The following is an 18,262-nucleotide window of genomic DNA, read 5'->3' as shown; positions in this document are numbered from 1 at the left end:
ATGGCCGCAGTCGGAGGAGACTGTCGCAAGGGCTATGCCAATGCTGGTTTTCTCATGAAATCAATGACTTAACGAAAAAGCCCCGGCCTGATGACCGGGGCACAATTGCCGGGACCGGCAACAATTGCCGGGACAAAAGCTAGGTTGCGGATGCAGCCGCGGGGTGGAAGACCAGCCCGAAACCGTCGATGCAGTAGCGCAATCCGGTCGGCTTCGGACCGTCGTCGAAGACGTGGCCGAGATGGCCGCCGCAGCGCCGGCAATGCACCTCGGTGCGGAGCATGCCAAAGGTGCGATCCTCGGTCTTGCCGACATTGCCCTCGATCGGCTGGTAGAAGCTCGGCCAGCCCGTGCCGCTCTCGAATTTGGTGTCCGAGGCGAACAGCGGCAGGTCGCAGCCGGCGCAGGCGAAGACGCCCTTGCGGTGCTCCTTGAGCAGCGGGCTGGAGCCCGGCCGCTCGGTACCCTCCTTGCGAAGGATCTCATATTGCTGCGGCGTGAGCTGGGCACGCCATTCGGCGTCGGTCTTCTCGATCTCGAATTTTTGCGCGGCTTTCTCTCCAGCCTCAGCCGGCGATGCTCTGAGCCAGCGAAAGGCCGCAAGGCCGAACAGGCCGGCGACAGTCGTCAACAGGATGCGGCGGTCAAACATCTCATTCTCCATGCGGGAGCGTCTACGCCCTGAGATACGGGCTCTAACCGTCGACGTTACACTTCCGGGCGGAGTTTTTCTCACCTTATCGCGAGGCGCTGTCGTCCTGCGGGACTGGTTCCACGGCTTCCGCCACAGGCTTCGGCGGTAGGGCCGGCCGGGGCCGAACCCCGGGCGGCGGACGGCGCGGACCGGTCCCGGCGGCCCGGTTGGCTTCGGCCAGCCGCGCCTCGCGTTCCCGGTCCTTGACCCTGGCACGCTCGCGATAGCGGGCAAGCGAGCCTGCGGCGGCGGAACTTGCCCTGCCCCAGATTCCGACCAGTTGCCCGGCAACCCGCCCCGTCGTTCCCCCCGCCCAGACCAGCTCGAACGGCGAGAACAGCTTCCAGCGCTCGTCGCCCCACAGGATGCTGCGGGCGATCATCTGCCCGGCCATGGCCGAGGTGTTCATGCCCTGGCGGCCGAAGCCGCTTGCGACCCACAGGCCTTTGCGCAACTGGCCGATCTGCGGCATCCCGTGCACGGTCTGGCCGGTGGCGCCGCCGAACATGTCGGTGATCTCGACATTGCCGAATTGAGGAAAGATCGACCGGATCCGCCGCCTGACGCTGCCTGCAAAGCGCTGCGGCCGTGCGGCCCAAGTGGTCTCCGGACTTTCCCACATCAGCCGGTCGCCATCGACGATCCGGAAATGGTCGACGCCGTCGGAATCCATCACCGATCCCTTGAAGCCGATGATCTCGTGCACGCGCTCGCCGAGCGGCGCGGTGATGCCGGCATAGCGCCAGACCGGCAGCAGCGTGTCCGACAGGCGCCGCAACGGCGCGCCGAGATGGATGTTGCCGGCGAGCACGATATGGGTGGCGCGCAGCCGCGCCGAGGGCGTGACGATGCGCTTGCGGATGCCGGAATGATCGATGCTGACGACCGGCGTGTCCTCGAAGATGCGGGCGCCTGCGCGCCGCGCCAGCGCCGCGAGGCCGTGCACATATTTGCGCCCGTCGACCTGGAACGCCTTCGGATAATACACGCCGTGGAAGTAGCGATCGGTCTTGAGTGCCGCGCGGACGCGATCGACCTGCCAGCCCTCGGCCTCGGTGTCGAAATCCTCGTTCAGCATCTGCAAGCGGCTGATCAGCCGGTCGCCGGCATCGACGTTGGAGACCTCGAGCACGCCGTCGGTCGGGCCGATCCCGGGCATGTTCTCTTCGGTGGCGTTGGCCCGGACGAACTCGGCGCCCTCTTTCGACAGTGTCCACAATTCCCGCGCATCCTCGAAGCCGATGCGCTCGATCAGCTCGGCGAGCGGCAGCGCGAAGCCCGGCATCACGGTGCCGAGTTGATTGCCGGAAGCGTTCCAGCCGATGTGGCGGCCCTCGAGCACCGCGACGCTGGCCCCCAGCCGGGCCGCCTCGAGCGCAATGGAGAGCCCTGCAAGCCCCGCCCCGATCACGCAGATATCGGCGTCGAGATCAAACGACAGTCGCGCGCGTTCACGAAAGCCGGCTTCTTCCTGGGACACGCTTGTGAAAGTCTCGCTCATGCCGTTTCTTAGAGCATGATCCGGAAAAGTGTGCAGCGGTTTTCCGAAAAGATCATGCTCAAAACAAAAATTTAAAGCGCGATGGGGATTGTCCTAATCTCATCGCGCTTTAGAGGACTGTGCAGGCCCTTGTCACCTTGCCCTCAACCGGCACCTGTAGATTATTCTGGAACGCGTAACGATTCGAGAGTGCCATGCGCCGTTTGATGCTGCTGCGTCACGCCAAGACCGAGACTGACGCGCCGAGCGGCCGTGACCAGGACCGCCGGCTCGACGACCGCGGCCACAAGGATGCCGCCGAGATCGGCGACTGGATGGCCTCCCATCCCCCCTTTCCCGAGGCCGTACTGGTATCGCATGCCGTCCGGGCGCGGCAGACCTGGGACATTGCCTGGGAGACCATGAAGGACCGCGTCGCCGCGCCGCAGGTCGAGGTCCTGCCGGAACTCTACGCCGCCGATCCCGCCCAGATCCTGGAATCCATTCGCACTGCAACCATTCCGGCTGATCCGAGGCAATTGCTGCTGGTCGGCCACAATCCGGGCATGCACGAGATCGCCCTGATGCTGACGGGCGGCGGCGATCCGGCCGCCGCCAAGGCGCTCGCCGACAACCTGCCCACGTCGGGGCTTGCGATCTTCGATTTTGACGTCAAGGATTGGGGTGACGTGGCTTACCGCCGCGGCAGCCTGGTGCTGTTCGTCAGTCCAAGGCTGCTTCGAAGCTAAGGCTACTTCGAAGTTAAGGTTGCTTCGAAGCTAAGGCTGTTTCGATCGGGTTGATCGCGCGACGTGCCGGCAAGACGTCCTGACTGGAAGATTTGGAGGCGCAGATGTTCAAGTCCATCCTCGTGCCCATCGACCTCGCCGACACCGACCTGGCCAAGCCGGCGATCGCGACCGCCGCAACGCTGTCGCAGACCTGGAGCGGCGTGGTGCGCCTGCTCAACGTGCTGCCGATGACGCCGGTGATGCTGGCCGAATACGTGCCGGCCGATTTCGACGAGCAGCAGCGCCAGACCTCGGAAGAAGCCCTCGCCATCGTCGCACGCGAGTCCGGCATCGAGCCTTCCCGCATCTCCAGCGTGGTGCGCCAGGGCGGCATCTATCACGAGATCCTGGAGGAAGCCGTTCACATGAAGGCCGAGCTGATCGTGATGACCTCGCACCGGCCGGCGATGCGCACCTACTTTCTCGGCTCCAATGCCGGGCACGTCGTGCGCTACGCAAAATGCTCCGTGCTGGTGGTCAGGCACTGAGCTCGGAGCAATGTCGTGAAGCAATGGTGGCGGAGATGGACGTACGGGATCCCGCTCGCGATCGGCGATGCTTTATGGGAGGTGCTGGTCGTGCAACTGGCCGCACTGCTGGACAGGCTGACGGTGCGGAAGGTGATCGCCTTCATCCCCGTCGTGATCCTCGTACTGGCTTACTACCACAGGATCCCAATCCCGCCGGAATTGATGCTGGTCGGCGACTTCCTCGCCTATATCGACATCTTCGCGGTGCTGATCCTGCTCGGCGCGCTTAGCCGCGTCACGACGATGCTGTTCGTCCTTAAACAGGCCGCCGCACGTATCGCCAAGTTCGCGGGCAACGTCGCTGCACATTTGCCGCGTCGGGATGTCCGGCATCGGCGCCAACGCGGCGCAGCGACACGACCTCACCGCAAGCCCGAGCGCTCCGAAGACGATCGAGCTCTCGGCGGTGTTTGGGACCAGGCCGCCTTCGCCTGAGCCATATACAAGCTCGTAGCCCGGGTCAGCGAAGCGATACCCGGGACAGCTCGTATCACGATTCCCGGATATCGCTTCGCTCAGCCGGGCTACAAGCCTTGCATCGCCCGTCGGGCAAAACACCCAAGCTGTCGGTCAACGCGCGCCGCGAAAAATATTCCACTTACCGAAATTCGGAAACGGCGTATGTGTCGCGGCAACCCGGCCCAAGGAAGAGGGGCGTATCGCGATCGTCACGAACGCGGGCCGGACAGCGGCGGACGCTGGGCCACACCGGCGCGAATGGTTTCGCAGGGCGGGCAACCGTGAGCGAAGGCGTCGCGCACACGACCGGTGCTGACAGCGTACGGCAAAACCGTGTCGTCCTGACGCCCGGAGTCTGTGCGTCAAGTCTTGTGGTGATGTGGCGGCCCGACCGGGTTCGCGCATCAGCCATCCTTGAGGCGACGGGGGCAATAGTGCATCGCTCCCCGGGGAGAGCACGGCATAAGCCGTAAAACCGCTGCGCAGGGAAGGCCGGACGTTTTGGCTTCACCTGTATGCCGCTGTGCAGATTTTTTACTGCAACTTCGCACAGTGGACCGCCCGGCGCCCGGTCTTCCCTGCGCCCCTCTTTCATTTGAGGGTGAGGCATCGAGGCAAAGCTCGGGCGAACAAGCCGCGAGAGGGCGAAGGTGTGTCTGCAATGAAAGCGCGAGCTAAAGGAGCGACAGTGCTATCCACAAACGCCGTCATTGCGAGCGCAGCGAAGCAATCCAGGGTCTTTCCGCGGTGGGATTTCTGGATTGCTTCGCTGCGCTCGCAGTGACGATGTTGAAGCAGGCGTGCCCGAAACGCCAGTCTCGTGCCCCCGGACGCAGCGCAGCAGCCTCAGAACGCTGCTGCGCGTCCCGGGACAAGGGCGAAAGCGTCCTACAGATACCGCGTCAGCTCTGCTTTAGCCTGACCGTAGACCGCGTCCTCGATCTGGCTGCGCGTGATGCCGATGTCGCGCAAGGCGCGGTCATCGAGGTCGTTCAGCGTCTTGACGGCGGAGCGGCGCTCTAGACTGTCGAACAGCGCATAGGCGCCGTTGGCCAGCTTGCGGAAAAATCCGTTTGACGAGGATGAGCGTAAACTCCGCCCGGCGGTCTGCGAGATCGTGGTCATTGTCCTTCTCCGGCCTGTTGTCCACGCGGCGAAGCGGATGCCGTTGGCGCAAGCGCCTGAGCGCATGCACCTCATTTGCCGTTGGATTGCTCTCGCTCTCCTCGGCTCAATCGTGAAGCTTGATGGAACTTAAATGCTCCAGTACACTACTCGGAGCAAGTGAAACATTGCTCTCGGTGCAATAATGTCCAAGTTCGAGTACGTGAAGCTTGCCGATGCCATTGCCTCGGATATCTCTAACGGCACGTTAAGGCCCGGCGACCGGCTGCCGCCGCAGCGCAATTTTGCCTATGACCGCGGCATCGCGGTCTCGACCGCGAGCCGGGTTTATACGGAGTTGCTCCGCCGCGGCCTCGTCGTCGGCGAAGTCGGCCGTGGCACCTTCATCTCCGGCGACATCAGGCGCGAGGTCGAGGCGCTGAGCGAGCCGCGCGACGCGCGGATCGATTTCGAGGTCAATTACCCGCTGCTGCCGCAGCAATGGGCAATGATCGCCAAAAGCCTTGCGGGCCTCGAGCGTGTCGACGCGCTCGAATCCGCATTGCGCGTCTCCACCAGCACCGGGACCAAGAGCGCGCGCAATGCGGCCGCCGCCTATCTCGCGCGCAAGGATTTTGCGCCGCAGGCCGAACAGATCGTCTTCACCGCGAACGGCAAGCAGTCGCTCGCGGCCGCCCTCGCAGCCCTCGTTCCCACCGGCGGTCGCTGCGGCGTCGAGGCGCTGACCTATCCTTACGTCAAGAGCATCGCCGCGCGGCTCGGCGTGACGCTGGTCCCGATACCGATGGACGAATTTGGCGCGCGCCCCGACGCCATCCAGAAGGCGCATCGCGAGGCGCATCTGTCGGCATTGTATCTCCAGCCCATCATCCAGAACCCGCTCGGCGTCACCATGAACGCCACGCGGCGCGCCGACATCATGCGCGTCGCCGAGAAGCTCGATCTCACCATCATCGAAGACGCCGTCTACGGCTTCCTGGCCGATGACACGCCGCTGGCCGCGCTCGGCCCCGACCGCTGCATCGTGATCGACAGCCTGTCCAAGAAGGTCGCCCCTGGCCTCGCGCTCGGCATCCTGGTCGCGCCGCCTCGATTGCGCGAGAACGTGATGAGCGCGGTCCGCACCGGCGGCTGGATCGCGTCCGGTCATGCGCTGGCATCCGGACAGCGACTGATGGCAGACGGCACCGTCGCCGAGCTGACGCGGTTGAAACGCATCGACGCCGCGCGCCGCCAGCAGACCGCGGCAAGGCTGCTCGCCGGCTACCAGCTCGCCGCGGATCCGCGCTCCTATCATCTCTGGCTCACGCTGCCGGCGCACTGGCGCTCGCAGACCTTCGTCGCCGCGGCAGCCCGGCGCGGCATCGCGCTGACACCGTCCTCGACCTTCGCGATCGCCCATGGCCACGCACCGAACGCAGTGCGGCTCGCCCTCGCTCCGCCTTCGTTCGAGCAGCTCGATTCCGGTCTGCGCACGCTCGTGTCGTTGCTCGGCACCAAGGAAGAGGATTTCGACTCGACGGAGTAGCGCGCGCTTGCCCCAAGCTCAGGCCGCCGGCCATTCCGCGATGAAGCCCCTCGCCTTGTAAGGCTCGATCTTGTCCCATTCATGCAGCATGCGGCGGCAAAATTCGGGATCGGTGTGCCAGAGCGCGCGCGACGTCGCAAAGCTGTCGACCGTGAGCAGCATTTTCTCGACCTCCGGCCAGTGCCGGTGCAGCGTCATCGGATAACGCCGCGCGGTCCAGGTGTTGCCGAGGCAGATCACGCGGCGGACATTGTGCAGCCCGAGCGCCGCGTCGATGATCGGCAGCGAGAGGATCACGTTCTCGCCGGTGTTTAGGGCACGATGCTCCTCGAGGATTCGGTCAGCCGGAATGCCCGCCGCGACCATCGCCGCCTTGATGATCGTGCACTCGGATTGCTCCGAGCCCGCCGTCACGCCGCCGCTGACAATCGACCAGCGAAAATAGCCCTGGCGCCACAGTCGCCCCGCCGTATCGGCCCGCAGCGCCACGTCCTCTCGGGTGCCGAACATGAACAGGAGGTCCGCCGGCTGCAGCGGCGTATCGATGAGATGGGCGCGGTTGATCTCGGAGATCTCATCCGCCGAAGGCCTCCGCGTGCTGCGATCCAGGGTTGACATGGCAGCACGATGCGACACCGCCGCAACGGCGCGAAGTCACGTTTGATTGCGGCCCATTGCACCAAAGGCAAGGCATTTAGGGCAGCAACGCTCTCGGCAGGCGATCGAAGCTGTAGCTCCGCGGCTGGTTACGCCGGACGAAACCGCCGATCTGCCAGGCGAACAGCGCGGCAAAACCGATGATGAACAGCGCGCCGGCGAATTCGCCGATCGCGAGCGCCCGGACCAGTAGCCCCGTCATCGCCACTGCAAGCACCGCAAGAAAAGCCAGCATTGTCGCGTAGGTCTTGCGGCCAAGGCCCGCGGTCAATTCGGCGCGGCTGCCGGCCTGCGCCATGCGCGCGTGCAGCGCGACGACGAAGTTGCGAAATCCATTGTCCTGCGGCGCCATCAGGGCCGCGGTCTGCCAGCTCGTGGACAGGATCGCGATGCGGCCGCCACTGGCATGGCTGACATCGGCGCGAAAGCGGTGCTGCTGCATCGACACCGGGCGGAACGACAGCCGGATTGCACTGATCTCGTCATAACGCCACAGCGAGCTGCGGCCGCCGATGTGCCAGGACAGCCCCTCCTCCGTCAGTTCGAAGCGATGCGCCGAGCCGATCAGCGATGCCTTGTAGGCATAGCTCGCGCCCGCAGCCATCTCAGCTCCCGAATCCCGCATCTTCACAATCGATCCTATCCGGGCGATCCACTCTGCGATCCGCTTGCGTGAGCGCCCTGCCCCATCCTACAAGCGAGACATGGCTGAGACGATTTTTTTTCCGCGCCGCCTGATTCTCGGCGCCGCCGTGATCTCCGGCGTGCTGCTCGCGCTTGCCGTGCACATGCTGGGCGCGCGCTACGGGCTCGATCTCGGCGGTCTCTGGCACTCGGACACGCAGGAGTTCATACCGGCGGGCGCGGCGATCGCCTGGTGGCTGATCGCCTCCGTCGGCTTCTCCGGCGGCTATTTCACGGCGACATTGATGCAGAGCGCCGTCTCGGGCCAGATCCCGCAACGGATGCGACAATTCCTGATCGCGGTCGGCGTGCTGCTGCTTGCGGGTGCTGGCCAGGTGGCCTCGGCGCCGAGCCCGGTGCCGACGGTCTCGGGCGTGCTGGCCGGAATTGCCGCGCTGGGCCTCGGTGCTGTGATGGCGTTCTGCGGCGCGCATTTCGCACTGCGCCGCGGCTAACCTCAGGCGGTTGCGCGCAACGGCGGTCGGTCCAGCATGATCGCGACATCGGAAGCCGGCCGCGGCTTGCTGAACAGATAGCCCTGCGCCTGGGTGCAGCCTTCGCGCCGGAGCAGCTCGAGTTGCCCGTCGTTCTCGACCCCCTCTGCCGTGGTGACGATGCCGAGGCTGCGGCCGAGGCCAGTCACGGCACGGATGATCGCCATGGAATCCTCGCGCGTCGCGAGTTCCGACACGAAGGAGCGGTCGATCTTGATCTTGTCGAACGGGAAGCTGCGCAGATAACTCAGGGACGAATAGCCGGTGCCGAAATCGTCGAGCGAGATGCGCACGCCCATTGCGCGCAGCTCGTGCAGGGTGGTCAGCGTCGCCTCACTGTTCTGCAGCAGCACGGATTCGGTGATCTCGAGTTCGAGGCGGCGCGCGTCGAGGCCCGACAACGCCAACGCCTCGGTCACGGATGCGATCAGATTTGGGTTCCTGAACTGCACGGGCGACAGGTTGACCGCGACGTCGACATCGTCAGGCCAGGTCGCGGCGTCGGTGCAGGCGGAGCGTAGCACGAAATCGCCGAGCTGGATGATGAGGCCGGTCTCCTCGGCCAATGGAATGAAGCTGAGGGGCGCGATCAGGCCGCGCTGCGGATGATTCCAGCGCAGCAGCGCCTCGAACGCGACGACGCGACCGCTGGCGACGTCGCGGATCGGCTGGTAGTACGGCTGGAACTCGTCACGTTGCAGCGCCGCGCGCATATCCATCTCCAGCAGACGCCGTGCTTGTGCGCGCGCATCCATGCCGGTCTCGAAGAAGCGATAGGTCCCGCGACCATCCGCCTTGGCGCGGTACAGCGCGAGGTCGGCGTTCTTCAGCAGTTCATCGGGATTGTCGCCGTCCTGCGGGGACAGCGAGATGCCGATGGAGACACCGATGATGATCTGATGGTCGTCGATCTCGTAAGGCGCCGAGATCACCTCGACCAGGCGGCCGGCAAGGGACCTTGCCGCGGCTTCCTCGGAACGTCCGATCTGGACCACGGCGAATTCGTCGCCACCGAGCCGCGCCACGGTGTCGCTCTCCCCGACGGTGACCTTCAGCCTGCGCCCGACCTCCTTGAGCAGCGCATCGCCGGTGGGGTGGCCGAGCGAGTCGTTGATGTCCTTGAAGTGATCGAGATCGAGACAAAGCACGGCGAGCTGGTCGCCCGATCCGGTCCGGCGCAGTCCCTGCACGAGCTGCTCGTGGAACAGCACGCGGTTCGGCAAACTGGTCAGCGCGTCATGGCGGGCCATGTGCGAGATCTTGGCCTGGGCCTCCAGCCATTCGGTGATATCCTCGAAGGTCGCGACCCAGCCACCACCCTGCATCGGCTGGTTGACGACCCGGATGGAGCGGCCGAACCTGGTCACGATGTCGGTCGTGGTGCGGCTCTCGCGCGCGTCGGCGACGAGGCGCGCGAAGAATTCGCCGGCATCGCCCTGCCACTGACCCTTCGCCTGCTCCTCCCGCAGCACGTCGACCAGCAGTCGGCCGGTGAGCAGGATGTCGGTGCGGCCAAGCATCGCAGCATAACGCTCGTTGAACAGGATGATCTTGCCGTCCGCATCGAACATGCACAGTCCCTGCGACATGTTCTCGAGCGCGGTATCCAGCACGACCTGCTGGCGGCCCAGTTCGCCCTTGGCGCGGCGATCGAGCAGCGCGGCCACCAGCGCAATCGCGATGATCGCAACTGCGGCACCCGCGGTAACAAAGGACAATGAGGCCGGCGGGATCGATAACCCGCTGATCGCGAGCGTCGGATCCGGCGTCAGAACGACAGCGCCCATTGCGGTGAAATGATGTGCGACGATGGCGACCGTCAGCAGTGTGCTTGCGGTCAGCGCGTGGAAGAGGTCGTCGCGCCGCGCAGCGACGAACAGCGCGAGCGCCGCGAAAACAATTCCGAACAGTACCGAGGCGGCAACCGTGCTCCCGATCCAGTCGACCCGTGCCGGCATCTCCAGGGCCGCCATTCCGGTATAATGCATCGTCGCGACCCCGGTGCCGACGATGGCGCCGCCGAGCACGATCCACGGCGCGCGCGCGGAAGATGCTGCGAGACTCAGCCCCACAAAGGTTACGGAGATCGCGAAGATCAGCGAAAGGATCGTCACCGGGATGTTGTAGGCGCCGGCGCCGCCAGGCCCGTAGGCGAGCATCGCGATGAAATGCGTCGCCCATATGCCGCATCCGCTGACGGCCGCATCCAAGGCGATCCAGGCCAGGCGCCCCGGGCCGTGCGTCGCACGTGCCCGGTGGAACAGGCTGATCGCCGCCGCGCTTGCGAGCAGGCACACCGCGCCGCCAAGCGCGACGAGCCGCCAGTCGTGCTCCTCGGTGAGACAGTAGAGAACTTGATGCATTGCGGGCCCCTATCGACCCACACTTGAGCCGACAGAGATGGACAGTCGGTAACCGGCTACGTGCCTGTTTCGGGGATGGTGAACGGAAGCTGTGTTCAATCGCTCGGATTGTTCATCCGCGCGAAGGCGCGCCGAGGCCGATCACGGCGGCGGCGAGCAGCAGCACGGCCGCCGACACGACCAGCGACAGGTGCAGGCCGGTCACAAACGCGCCTTCCGAGGCCACCAGCGAACCGAACAGCGCAACGCCGAGCACGCTGCCTGTCTGCCGCGTCGCGTTCAGGACGCCCGCCGCGATGCCGGAGCGTGCCTTCTCGACGCTGCCCAGCAAGGTCGAGGTCAGCGGCGGCACCAGCAGCCCAAGTCCGCTGCTGATCGCGATCATCTGCGCAAAGATCGCCCAATAGCTTGTGCCGGCCTCGATCCACAGCAGGCCGAGACAGCCGAGCGCCGAGACGCAGGCTCCGACGACGATGGTCGGGCACGGGCCGATACGCTCGGCGAGGCGCGGGGCCAGCAGATTGACCGGCAGCACCACCGCCATCATCGGCACGAAGGCGAGACCGGTCCACCACGCTGACAGGCCGTTGATCCTCTGGAAGTAAAGGCTGAGCACGAAGATCAACCCGTAAATCGCGACGTTCACGAGCAGGCCGACGAGCGCGGTCAGGCTGAACAGCCGGTGATCGAACAGGGACAGGGGCAGCATCGGCTGCGTCGCGCGGCTCTCGCGCCAGACGAACAGCACCGCCAGGAGAGCGGCTGAAGCGAACGACGCGAGCACAGCCGGATGCTGCCAGCCAAGCGCGCCTCCCTCGATGATCGCGCCGGCGAGCGCCCCCAGCGCGCCAATTGCCGCGAGCTGGCCGGGCAGATCGATCTCGCGTGAGGGCGCGCGCGTGGTCTCGGTCGCATAGCGCCAACTCAGCCAAAGGCCGATGAGGCCGATCGGAAGGTTGACGAGAAAGATCGCGCGCCAGCCGACCAGCGTGATCAGCGCGCCGCCGACGAAGGGGCCCGCGGTGAGCGCGAGGCTCGCACCAGCCGCCCAGATCGCGACGGCGCGGCCGCGCTCGCGGTCGTCCGGATAGGCATGATTGAGCAGGGCAAGAGAATTCGGCACCAGGATCGCCGCCGCCAGGCCCTGGACCAGCCGCGCCCCAATCAGCACGGTCGCATTGGGCGACAGCGCACAGGCGAGCGAGGCCGCGGTGAAGATTGCGAAGCCCGCCATGAAGACGCGCTTGGCGCCGATTCGGTCGCCGAGCGCGCCGGCCGTCAGGATGAAGGCGGCAAACGCAATGGTGTAGGCGCTGACAACCCATTGCAGCTCAGCGACGCCGCCGCCGAGCGTCCTGCCCATCGCGTCGAGCGCGGTGTTGACGATGGTGACGTCAAGTTGCACCACGCCATAACCAAGGCTCATCGCGGCAAGGGTGAGGGACGTCGCAAGCCGGGAGCCGGAATGCGGCACGCCGGCTTCGAAGGCTTCGTATCTGGCGGTGCTTACTCGCATGCTCCCATCTCGGTTGCAGCCCCATGCGAACGATACGCTTCCTGCCCCTCGTCATGTTACGACAAGGGTCGAATGATGGATGCGGGACGGATGCGTCATGTTCGAGCGTCGCGCGGATGACCGCGCGACGCTCGATCCTGGCTACGCCTGGCCCTCAGCTCGCAGCGCGCAGATTCACCTTGCTCTCGGCGATCGTGGTCAGCTTCTTGTCGGTCGCCTTCTCTTCTTCCAACGTCTTGGCGAGCACGCTGGCGCAGTCGTTGCGGCCGAGTTGCTTGGCCCAGGCGATCAGGCTGCCGTAGCGGACGATCTCATAATGCTCCGCCGCCTGTGCCGCGTTGATCAGCGCGGCGTCGAGCACTGCCTTGTCGGCGACTTCGCCGGCGGTCTCGTCGGCTTCCTCGATGATGCCGTCGATCGCGGGGCAATCGACCGCCTTCACCTGCGCACCGTGCATCTTGAACACTTCCTCGAGGCGCTTGACGTGCTCCCTGGTTTCTTCGAGGTGCGTCAAAAATCCCTGCTTCAGCTGCGGATCGGTCGCCTTATCCGCCATTTTCGGCAGAGCCTTGGTGAGCTGCTGCTCGGCGTAATAGATGTCCTGGAGCTGATGCACGAACAGGTCGTTCATGGTCTTGATGTCTTTTGTGAACAATCCCATCGGTCCGATCCTCTCGGGTTGTGGGAACACGGAGGCACCGGCTCGCAGGAGAAGCCGGTTATTCCGCCATGTTCGATTGCTGATGGGGCACTAACCAGCGCACGGCATCGTCGTTCCAAAAAAGCCCGCATCCCTTGCGCTGGAACAATGCCGGCCATGCAGGGTCTGAGACTATGTCACGGACGGACGCGACCGGTGCCACGACTCATATGCTTAACGAGCGTCCGATGTGAACCGCGTATGACAAAGTAGCTGGTCCAAGGCAGAACCTATCCTTGTCAAGGGCTGCACAAGTCACTGTTTTTGCCTTAAATGAGCTACATCATGCCTAGCGATCCAAGCCCACATCGGGCACTGATCGCATCCGACCGGCCAATGTCTGGCCTGGTCGGTCTTGCCCCCCGCCGGGAGGATGAATGCACGGACTGCTGACCGCGCTCAAGCGCGGCTTCAAGAGATGGATCGGCTGGCGGCGACTCGGCGTTGCGGCGAGCGTCTTCATCATCGCGTTCGCGATCACCACGCTGGTGCGGACGCTCAAGGGCATCGACACCGGGGTCATCCTGACCGCGTTGACCGAGATCCCCCGCGGCAATATCGGGCTGGCGGCGATCTGCGTATGCTTCGCGTTCTGTACGCTGACCTTCTACGACTTTTTTGCACTGCGAACGATCGGCAAGAAGCACGTGCCTTATCGCATCGCAGCGCTCTCCAGCTTCACGTCCTATTCGATCGGCCACAATATCGGCGCCACCGTCTTCACCGGCGGCGCGATCCGCTTCCGGATCTATTCGGATTACGGGCTGAATGCGATCGACGTCGCAAAAATCTGCTTTCTGTCGGGCCTGACCTTCTGGCTCGGTAACATCTTCGTGCTCTCGATCGGCATGGCCATCCATCCGGATGCCGCCTCCTACATGGATCAGCTGCCGTCGTCGATCAACCGGCTGATTGCGATCGGCGGCCTCGCCTCGATCGGCGCCTATCTGGTCTGGCTGTGCATGGGCGAGAAGCGCCGCGAGCTTGGCCAGAAAGGCTGGAAGGTGGTGCTGCCCTCAGCGCCGCTGACGCTGGTGCAGATCCTGATCGGTGTCGTCGATCTCGGATTCTGCGCGCTGGCGATGTACCTTCTGGTGCCGGCCACTCCGCAGATCGACTTCCTGTCGCTCTCCGTGGTGTTCATTTTGGCGACTTTGCTCGGCTTCGCCAGCCACGCCCCCGGCTCGCTCGGCGTGTTCGACGCCGCCATGCTGGTGGCGCTGCCCGAATTCGGCCGCGAGCAGCTTCTGGCCACGCTCCTCGTCTTCCGCATCCTCTATTTCGTGATCCCGTTCGGTCTTGCCATCTCCATCATGGGCGCACGCGAGCTCTGGATGAATGTGGTGGAGCCCTGGCAGGAGCGCCGACGGCTGGCGGAGGCCTGCGCGCAGGCCAACCTGCCCAAGCAGGTGGCAGCGATGGAGCGCGAGCGGTCGCTGCGGCAGGCCAGCAAACGCTGAGCGTGATCCGGAAAAGTGCGAAGCGCTTTTCCGGAAAGATCATGCTCCCACGATAGTCCGCTAGACGCCGACTGGCAAAACCGTCAAACCAATGTTGCAGGCGGAGGGCAGCTCTCTTATTTCCGCCTCAACTTTGCCGTTGAAGACGCGGGCCATGATCCCTTTCTTCCATCGCCGTTTCCTCGCCGGTGCCCTGCTGCTCGCCGGGCTCCTCACCGCCTTCCCGCCGGAGCGGACGGCCGCGCAGGACGCGGGCGCCATGCAGATCAGCTGGGAGGTGCGCAACCGCTTCCGGCTGTTCCGCGAGGAGCGCGACTTCCTGCTCCATGTCGAGAACGCGCGTAACCGCAGCATCCTCGCCGCCGAGCAATCGCTGGAGCTCCAGAGCGAGGGCCGCGGCTGGGCCCGCAACATGGTCAACCGGCTCTGCATCGACCTCCAAGGCCGGGTCAACCAGCCCTGCACCCGCGACAACACGAAGGAAAACTACCTCACCCCGATCGACCATCCCGTCACCGTGCGCCTCGCCGGCCCGGTGCCGGTCGGCGCCACCTGCGCCTGGTCGTTCGACGACGGCGACGGGCCGCAGCAATCCACCTTCGACTGCGCCGAGCCGATCAATCTGCGGGTCCGCTACGGCAAGCAGACGGTCGCGAGCGTCGATGTCTCCTCCGGCTCCGATCCGACCCAGCGGGTCCAGACCGAGATCCAGGTCCGCGACATCTTCGTCGCTGGCCTCGGAGACAGCATCGCCTCGGGCGAAGGCAATCCGGACCGGCCGCTGGCGCTGTCGGACGAAGGTTTTTGCTTCCGCTCCTATCTCGGCACCGCCGGCGCGCAGTATTATCGGCCGAGCCGCGCCGGCTTCAAGGGCGGCCGCGCTTGCGAAGCGCCGGATACGCTTGCCAACTGGCAGCGCTACAGCGCCCTCTGGTTCAACTCGCCTTGCCACCGATCGCTCTACAGCTATCAGGCCCGCACCGCGCTGGCGCTTGCGGTACGCTACACCCACGTCGCGGTGACCTTTCTGCCGCTCGCCTGCACCGGCGCCAGCATCAGCGACGGGCTGCTCGGCTCGCAACGCGCCCGCGAATGCCCGCCCGGCAAGACCGGCGTCTGCAACATCAGCGTGAACGCGCAGGTCGCCGAGCTGCGCGAGGCGCTGACCGCCGCCAGGAAACGCCAGCCCGAGCGCACGCTCGACCTCGTGCTGCTCTCGGTCGGCGCGAACGACGTCTATTTCTCCGGCCTCGTCGCCGACGTGATCGTCGAGACCGCAACCGAGCGCGCGATTTTCCGCCGCTCCGGCGTGATGGCGAGCGTCGATGATTCCCGCGATGCGCTGGCGCGCGAACTGCCGCAGAATTTCGTCAAGCTGCGCGAGGCGCTGAAGCCGCTGGTCGGCGGCGACCTCTCGCATGTGGTCTACGTCTCCTATGCCAACCCGGCGCTCGCCGATGGCGGCGTGCCCTGCCGCGGCGGCCGCGCCGGCTTCGACGTTCATCCGTCCTTCAACGCCGATCCGCAGCGCCTCGCCCGCGTCTCGACTTTCGTCGACACTGAATTCCTGCCGCAACTCAAGGGGCTCGCCACCTGCACCCGTGGCGCGCTGTGCCGCGATCCCGAGGCCGACCGCATGACCTTCGTGGATTCGCATCAGGCGGCGTTCGCCGATCACGGCTTCTGCGCGCATTCGGGCAACGATCCCGAATTCGACCGCACCTGCTTTGCCGAGAACGGCCAGAGCTTCAATCCTGATATCGTGAGTGCGGCGAGCCAGCCGATGCTGTGCGGCCGCGGCGCCTCCGAATTCCGCGCCTATTTGCCGCGCGCGCGGTGGATCCGCGACGCCAACGACAGCTATTTCGCCGCGATGACCTATCCGCAAGGCTTGCCGGCGGCGAGCCAGCCGACCGACATCCACGACGCGACCTGGGGCGTGCTCTCCGCCGTCTATGGCGGCGCCGTGCATCCGAGCGCCGAAGGCCACGCCGCGATGGCGGACGCGGCACTGCCGGCGGCAAGCGCCGTGCTGGGTCTGGATGCGGCACCGCCGGGCGTGACACGCGGGCTGCTCGCGCCGCTGCTGCCGGCCGCGCGGCAGTAGACGCGCGCAGCCTCTACCCGCACACTGTCATCGCCCGCGCAGGCGGGCGATCCAGTACTCCGTGACAGACGTGATTGAATCGAGACGTCGCGGCGTACTGGATTCCCCGCCTTCGCGGGAATGACAACGGCGCGCGTGGTGCGATCGGGTTCGCCGTCACCTCGATCGTTCCTCCCACCTGCCGTTCCATCAATCCAAAAGCAGCATCGATCGATACTGCCTTGAACTTGGACACTTTGCCGCGCGCGCCTCTAGGAATCGCAGTGGGGAAACGTTTCGAGTTCTAAGGAGGCGCGCAATGAGCGCAGTGATGTCCGCAGCGGATGTGAGAAGGTCTCGCGTCAGGCTGTTCATCGTGACCATGTTGTTCCTGGTCACGACCGTCAATTATGCCGACCGCGCCACGTTGTCGATCGCGGGCCCCGCGCTCTCCAAGGAGCTGCACCTCGATCCCGTCGCGATCGGCTACATCTTCTCGGCGTTCGGATGGTCCTATGTGATCGCGCAGGTGCCGGGCGGTTGGCTGCTCGACCGCTACGGCTCCCGGCTTGTCTATGCCTTCAGCATCATCGTCTGGTCGCTGTTCACGACGATGCAGGGCTGGGTCGGCTTCTTCAGCGCCGGCACCGCGATCACCGTGCTGTTCGGCCTACGCTTCCTCGTCGGTATCGCCGAAGCGCCGTCTTTCCCCGCCAACGCCCGCATCGTTGCGGCCTGGTTTCCGGGCAATGAGCGCGGCACCGCGTCTGCGTTCTTCAATTCCGGGCAGTATTTCGCCACCGTGATCTTCGCACCCTTGATGGGCTGGATCGCGCACGACTACGGCTGGCGCTACGTATTCTTCGTGATGGGCGCGCTCGGAATCGTCATGGGCCTGGTCTGGATCAAGACCGTCTACGGGCCGAAAGAGCACCCCGGCATCAACGAGGCCGAATTCGATTACATCAAGGCAGGGGGTGCGCTGGTCGACCTCGACGCTCCCAAGGAAGAGCGCGCGCCCGAGGCCGGCTCCGGATGGGAGCATATCCGCCAGTTGCTCTCCAACCGCATGATGCTCGGCGTCTATCTCGGCCAGTACTGCATCAACACGCTGACTTATTTCTTCCTGACCTGGTTCCCGGTCTACCTCGTCAAGGAGCGCGGCCTGTCGATCCTGCAAGCCGGCTTCGTCGCGACGCTGCCGGCGCTGTGCGGCTTCATCGGCGGCGTGCTCGGCGGCGTCATCTCCGACGCGATCCTGCGCAAGACCGGCTCGTTGACGATGGCGCGCAAGATCCCGATCGTCGGCGGCATGCTGCTGTCGATGTCGATCATCGCCTGCAACTATGTCGACGGCCAGGCGCTGGTGGTCGGCTTCATGGCGCTCGCCTTCTTCGGCAAGGGCATCGGCGCGCTCGGCTGGGCTGTCGTCTCCGACACCTCGCCGAAGGAAGCCGGCGGCGTCTCGGGCGGCCTGTTCAACACCTTCGGCAATCTCTCCTCGATCAGCACCCCGATCGTGATCGGCTACATCCTGGCCGCGACCGGCTCCTTCAACGGTGCGCTGATATTCGTCGGCGCCAATGCGCTGGTGGCCGCATTCGCCTATCTCGTGGTCGTCGGCAAGATCGAGCGCGTGGTGCTCAAACGTTCCTCCTGAGGGCTCCCCATGGGAGCTTGACCAGGCAACTTAAC

At 65.2% G+C, this 18,262-nt stretch carries 16 protein-coding genes; 8 read left to right on the top strand and 8 right to left on the bottom strand.

Annotation, left to right across the window (positions count from 1 at the left end):
* Positions 1 to 139 precede the first annotated feature (139 nt).
* Together msrB and ACFQX9_RS38535 are read right to left on the bottom strand one after the other, a co-directional pair.
* Entirely contained in the window at positions 140 to 652 is a 513-nt protein-coding gene (gene msrB, locus ACFQX9_RS38540; protein WP_085357245.1) for a peptide-methionine (R)-S-oxide reductase MsrB, read from the bottom strand.
* Between the two features lie 85 nt (positions 653 to 737).
* Positions 738 to 2,195 carry an NAD(P)/FAD-dependent oxidoreductase gene (locus tag ACFQX9_RS38535; RefSeq protein WP_377792161.1) on the bottom strand — a complete coding sequence of 486 codons (1,458 nt, stop codon included), beginning with the start codon at positions 2,193 to 2,195 and terminating at the stop codon, positions 738 to 740.
* A 194-nt stretch (positions 2,196 to 2,389) separates the two neighbouring features.
* On the opposite strand from ACFQX9_RS38535, the gene ACFQX9_RS38530 reads away from it, so the two are divergent.
* The 3 genes from ACFQX9_RS38530 (at position 2,390) to ACFQX9_RS38520 (ending at position 3,930) form a co-directional block, all read left to right on the top strand.
* On the top strand, positions 2,390 to 2,923 hold the full coding sequence (locus tag ACFQX9_RS38530) for a SixA phosphatase family protein (RefSeq protein WP_377792160.1): 534 nt from the start codon (positions 2,390 to 2,392) through the stop codon (positions 2,921 to 2,923).
* Between the two features lie 104 nt (positions 2,924 to 3,027).
* A complete protein-coding gene (locus ACFQX9_RS38525; protein WP_007602088.1) occupies positions 3,028 to 3,453 on the top strand; it encodes a universal stress protein in 426 nt (141 codons plus the stop codon).
* Between the two features lie 15 nt (positions 3,454 to 3,468).
* Positions 3,469 to 3,930 (top strand): hypothetical protein, encoded by a 462-nt coding sequence (locus tag ACFQX9_RS38520; protein WP_085393893.1) that lies wholly within the window; start codon positions 3,469 to 3,471, stop codon positions 3,928 to 3,930.
* Between the two features lie 912 nt (positions 3,931 to 4,842).
* On the opposite strand, the gene ACFQX9_RS38515 is transcribed toward ACFQX9_RS38520, so the two are convergent.
* Positions 4,843 to 5,079 (bottom strand): DUF1127 domain-containing protein, encoded by a 237-nt coding sequence (locus tag ACFQX9_RS38515; protein WP_162496269.1) that lies wholly within the window; start codon positions 5,077 to 5,079, stop codon positions 4,843 to 4,845.
* 184 nt (positions 5,080 to 5,263) lie between these two features.
* Between ACFQX9_RS38515 and ACFQX9_RS38510 the strand changes: the two genes are divergently transcribed.
* Positions 5,264 to 6,607, top strand: a complete 1,344-nt coding sequence (locus ACFQX9_RS38510) for a PLP-dependent aminotransferase family protein (RefSeq protein ID WP_247563330.1) — start codon at positions 5,264 to 5,266, stop codon at positions 6,605 to 6,607.
* An 18-nt stretch (positions 6,608 to 6,625) separates the two neighbouring features.
* Here ACFQX9_RS38510 and ACFQX9_RS38505 read toward each other — a convergent pair whose 3' ends face one another.
* Together ACFQX9_RS38505 and ACFQX9_RS38500 are read right to left on the bottom strand one after the other, a co-directional pair.
* Positions 6,626 to 7,225, bottom strand: coding sequence for a YdcF family protein (locus tag ACFQX9_RS38505; protein ID WP_085383989.1), 600 nt, complete (start codon positions 7,223 to 7,225; stop codon positions 6,626 to 6,628).
* Positions 7,226 to 7,301: 76 nt separating this feature from the next.
* A complete protein-coding gene (locus ACFQX9_RS38500) occupies positions 7,302 to 7,889 on the bottom strand; it encodes a hypothetical protein (RefSeq protein WP_377792177.1) in 588 nt (195 codons plus the stop codon).
* Positions 7,890 to 7,968: 79 nt separating this feature from the next.
* On the opposite strand from ACFQX9_RS38500, the gene ACFQX9_RS38495 reads away from it, so the two are divergent.
* On the top strand, positions 7,969 to 8,403 hold the full coding sequence (locus ACFQX9_RS38495; protein ID WP_377792157.1) for a hypothetical protein: 435 nt from the start codon (positions 7,969 to 7,971) through the stop codon (positions 8,401 to 8,403).
* Positions 8,404 to 8,405: 2 nt separating this feature from the next.
* On the opposite strand, the gene ACFQX9_RS38490 is transcribed toward ACFQX9_RS38495, so the two are convergent.
* The 3 genes from ACFQX9_RS38490 to ACFQX9_RS38480 form a co-directional block, all read right to left on the bottom strand.
* The gene (locus ACFQX9_RS38490; RefSeq protein WP_377792156.1) at positions 8,406 to 10,805 is read right to left on the bottom strand and encodes an EAL domain-containing protein; all 2,400 of its coding nucleotides are present in this window, start codon (positions 10,803 to 10,805) and stop codon (positions 8,406 to 8,408) included.
* Between the two features lie 112 nt (positions 10,806 to 10,917).
* Positions 10,918 to 12,321, bottom strand: a complete 1,404-nt coding sequence (locus ACFQX9_RS38485) for an MFS transporter (RefSeq protein WP_377792155.1) — start codon at positions 12,319 to 12,321, stop codon at positions 10,918 to 10,920.
* Between the two features lie 154 nt (positions 12,322 to 12,475).
* Complete coding sequence (locus ACFQX9_RS38480; RefSeq protein WP_007612365.1) at positions 12,476 to 12,982, bottom strand: ferritin-like domain-containing protein; 507 nt, start codon at positions 12,980 to 12,982, stop codon at positions 12,476 to 12,478.
* A 416-nt stretch (positions 12,983 to 13,398) separates the two neighbouring features.
* On the opposite strand from ACFQX9_RS38480, the gene ACFQX9_RS38475 reads away from it, so the two are divergent.
* From ACFQX9_RS38475 to ACFQX9_RS38465, 3 genes are all read left to right on the top strand, one after another.
* Entirely contained in the window at positions 13,399 to 14,481 is a 1,083-nt protein-coding gene (locus tag ACFQX9_RS38475; protein ID WP_018457547.1) for a YbhN family protein, read from the top strand.
* A 154-nt stretch (positions 14,482 to 14,635) separates the two neighbouring features.
* Positions 14,636 to 16,588 carry a hypothetical protein gene (locus ACFQX9_RS38470; protein ID WP_377792154.1) on the top strand — a complete coding sequence of 651 codons (1,953 nt, stop codon included), beginning with the start codon at positions 14,636 to 14,638 and terminating at the stop codon, positions 16,586 to 16,588.
* Between the two features lie 298 nt (positions 16,589 to 16,886).
* The gene (locus ACFQX9_RS38465) at positions 16,887 to 18,227 is read left to right on the top strand and encodes an MFS transporter (RefSeq protein WP_377792152.1); all 1,341 of its coding nucleotides are present in this window, start codon (positions 16,887 to 16,889) and stop codon (positions 18,225 to 18,227) included.
* Positions 18,228 to 18,262: the final 35 nt, after the last annotated feature.

The sequence above is a fragment of the Bradyrhizobium sp. GCM10028915 genome (assembly GCF_042666195.1).
In the GTDB taxonomy this organism is placed as follows: domain Bacteria; phylum Pseudomonadota; class Alphaproteobacteria; order Rhizobiales; family Xanthobacteraceae; genus Bradyrhizobium; species Bradyrhizobium canariense_D.
The sequence above is the reverse complement of the archived record's forward strand: the minus strand, read 5'-3'. Positions and strand labels throughout refer to the sequence as shown.

What these genes read in the sequence shown, in the direction of transcription:
- msrB (WP_085357245.1), bottom strand. Translation starts at nt 652, where the DNA reads ATGTTTGACCGCCGCATCCTGTTGACGACTGTCGCCGGCCTGTTCGGC.
- ACFQX9_RS38535 (WP_377792161.1), bottom strand. Translation starts at nt 2,195, where the DNA reads ATGAGCGAGACTTTCACAAGCGTGTCCCAGGAAGAAGCCGGCTTTCGT.
- ACFQX9_RS38530 (WP_377792160.1), top strand. Translation starts at nt 2,390, where the DNA reads ATGCGCCGTTTGATGCTGCTGCGTCACGCCAAGACCGAGACTGACGCG.
- ACFQX9_RS38525 (WP_007602088.1), top strand. Translation starts at nt 3,028, where the DNA reads ATGTTCAAGTCCATCCTCGTGCCCATCGACCTCGCCGACACCGACCTG.
- ACFQX9_RS38515 (WP_162496269.1), bottom strand. Translation starts at nt 5,079, where the DNA reads ATGACCACGATCTCGCAGACCGCCGGGCGGAGTTTACGCTCATCCTCG.
- ACFQX9_RS38510 (WP_247563330.1), top strand. Translation starts at nt 5,264, where the DNA reads ATGTCCAAGTTCGAGTACGTGAAGCTTGCCGATGCCATTGCCTCGGAT.
- ACFQX9_RS38505 (WP_085383989.1), bottom strand. Translation starts at nt 7,225, where the DNA reads ATGTCAACCCTGGATCGCAGCACGCGGAGGCCTTCGGCGGATGAGATC.
- ACFQX9_RS38500 (WP_377792177.1), bottom strand. Translation starts at nt 7,889, where the DNA reads ATGCGGGATTCGGGAGCTGAGATGGCTGCGGGCGCGAGCTATGCCTAC.
- ACFQX9_RS38495 (WP_377792157.1), top strand. Translation starts at nt 7,969, where the DNA reads ATGGCTGAGACGATTTTTTTTCCGCGCCGCCTGATTCTCGGCGCCGCC.
- ACFQX9_RS38490 (WP_377792156.1), bottom strand. Translation starts at nt 10,805, where the DNA reads ATGCATCAAGTTCTCTACTGTCTCACCGAGGAGCACGACTGGCGGCTC.
- ACFQX9_RS38485 (WP_377792155.1), bottom strand. Translation starts at nt 12,321, where the DNA reads ATGCGAGTAAGCACCGCCAGATACGAAGCCTTCGAAGCCGGCGTGCCG.
- ACFQX9_RS38480 (WP_007612365.1), bottom strand. Translation starts at nt 12,982, where the DNA reads ATGGGATTGTTCACAAAAGACATCAAGACCATGAACGACCTGTTCGTG.
- ACFQX9_RS38475 (WP_018457547.1), top strand. Translation starts at nt 13,399, where the DNA reads ATGCACGGACTGCTGACCGCGCTCAAGCGCGGCTTCAAGAGATGGATC.
- ACFQX9_RS38470 (WP_377792154.1), top strand. Translation starts at nt 14,636, where the DNA reads ATGATCCCTTTCTTCCATCGCCGTTTCCTCGCCGGTGCCCTGCTGCTC.
- ACFQX9_RS38465 (WP_377792152.1), top strand. Translation starts at nt 16,887, where the DNA reads ATGAGCGCAGTGATGTCCGCAGCGGATGTGAGAAGGTCTCGCGTCAGG.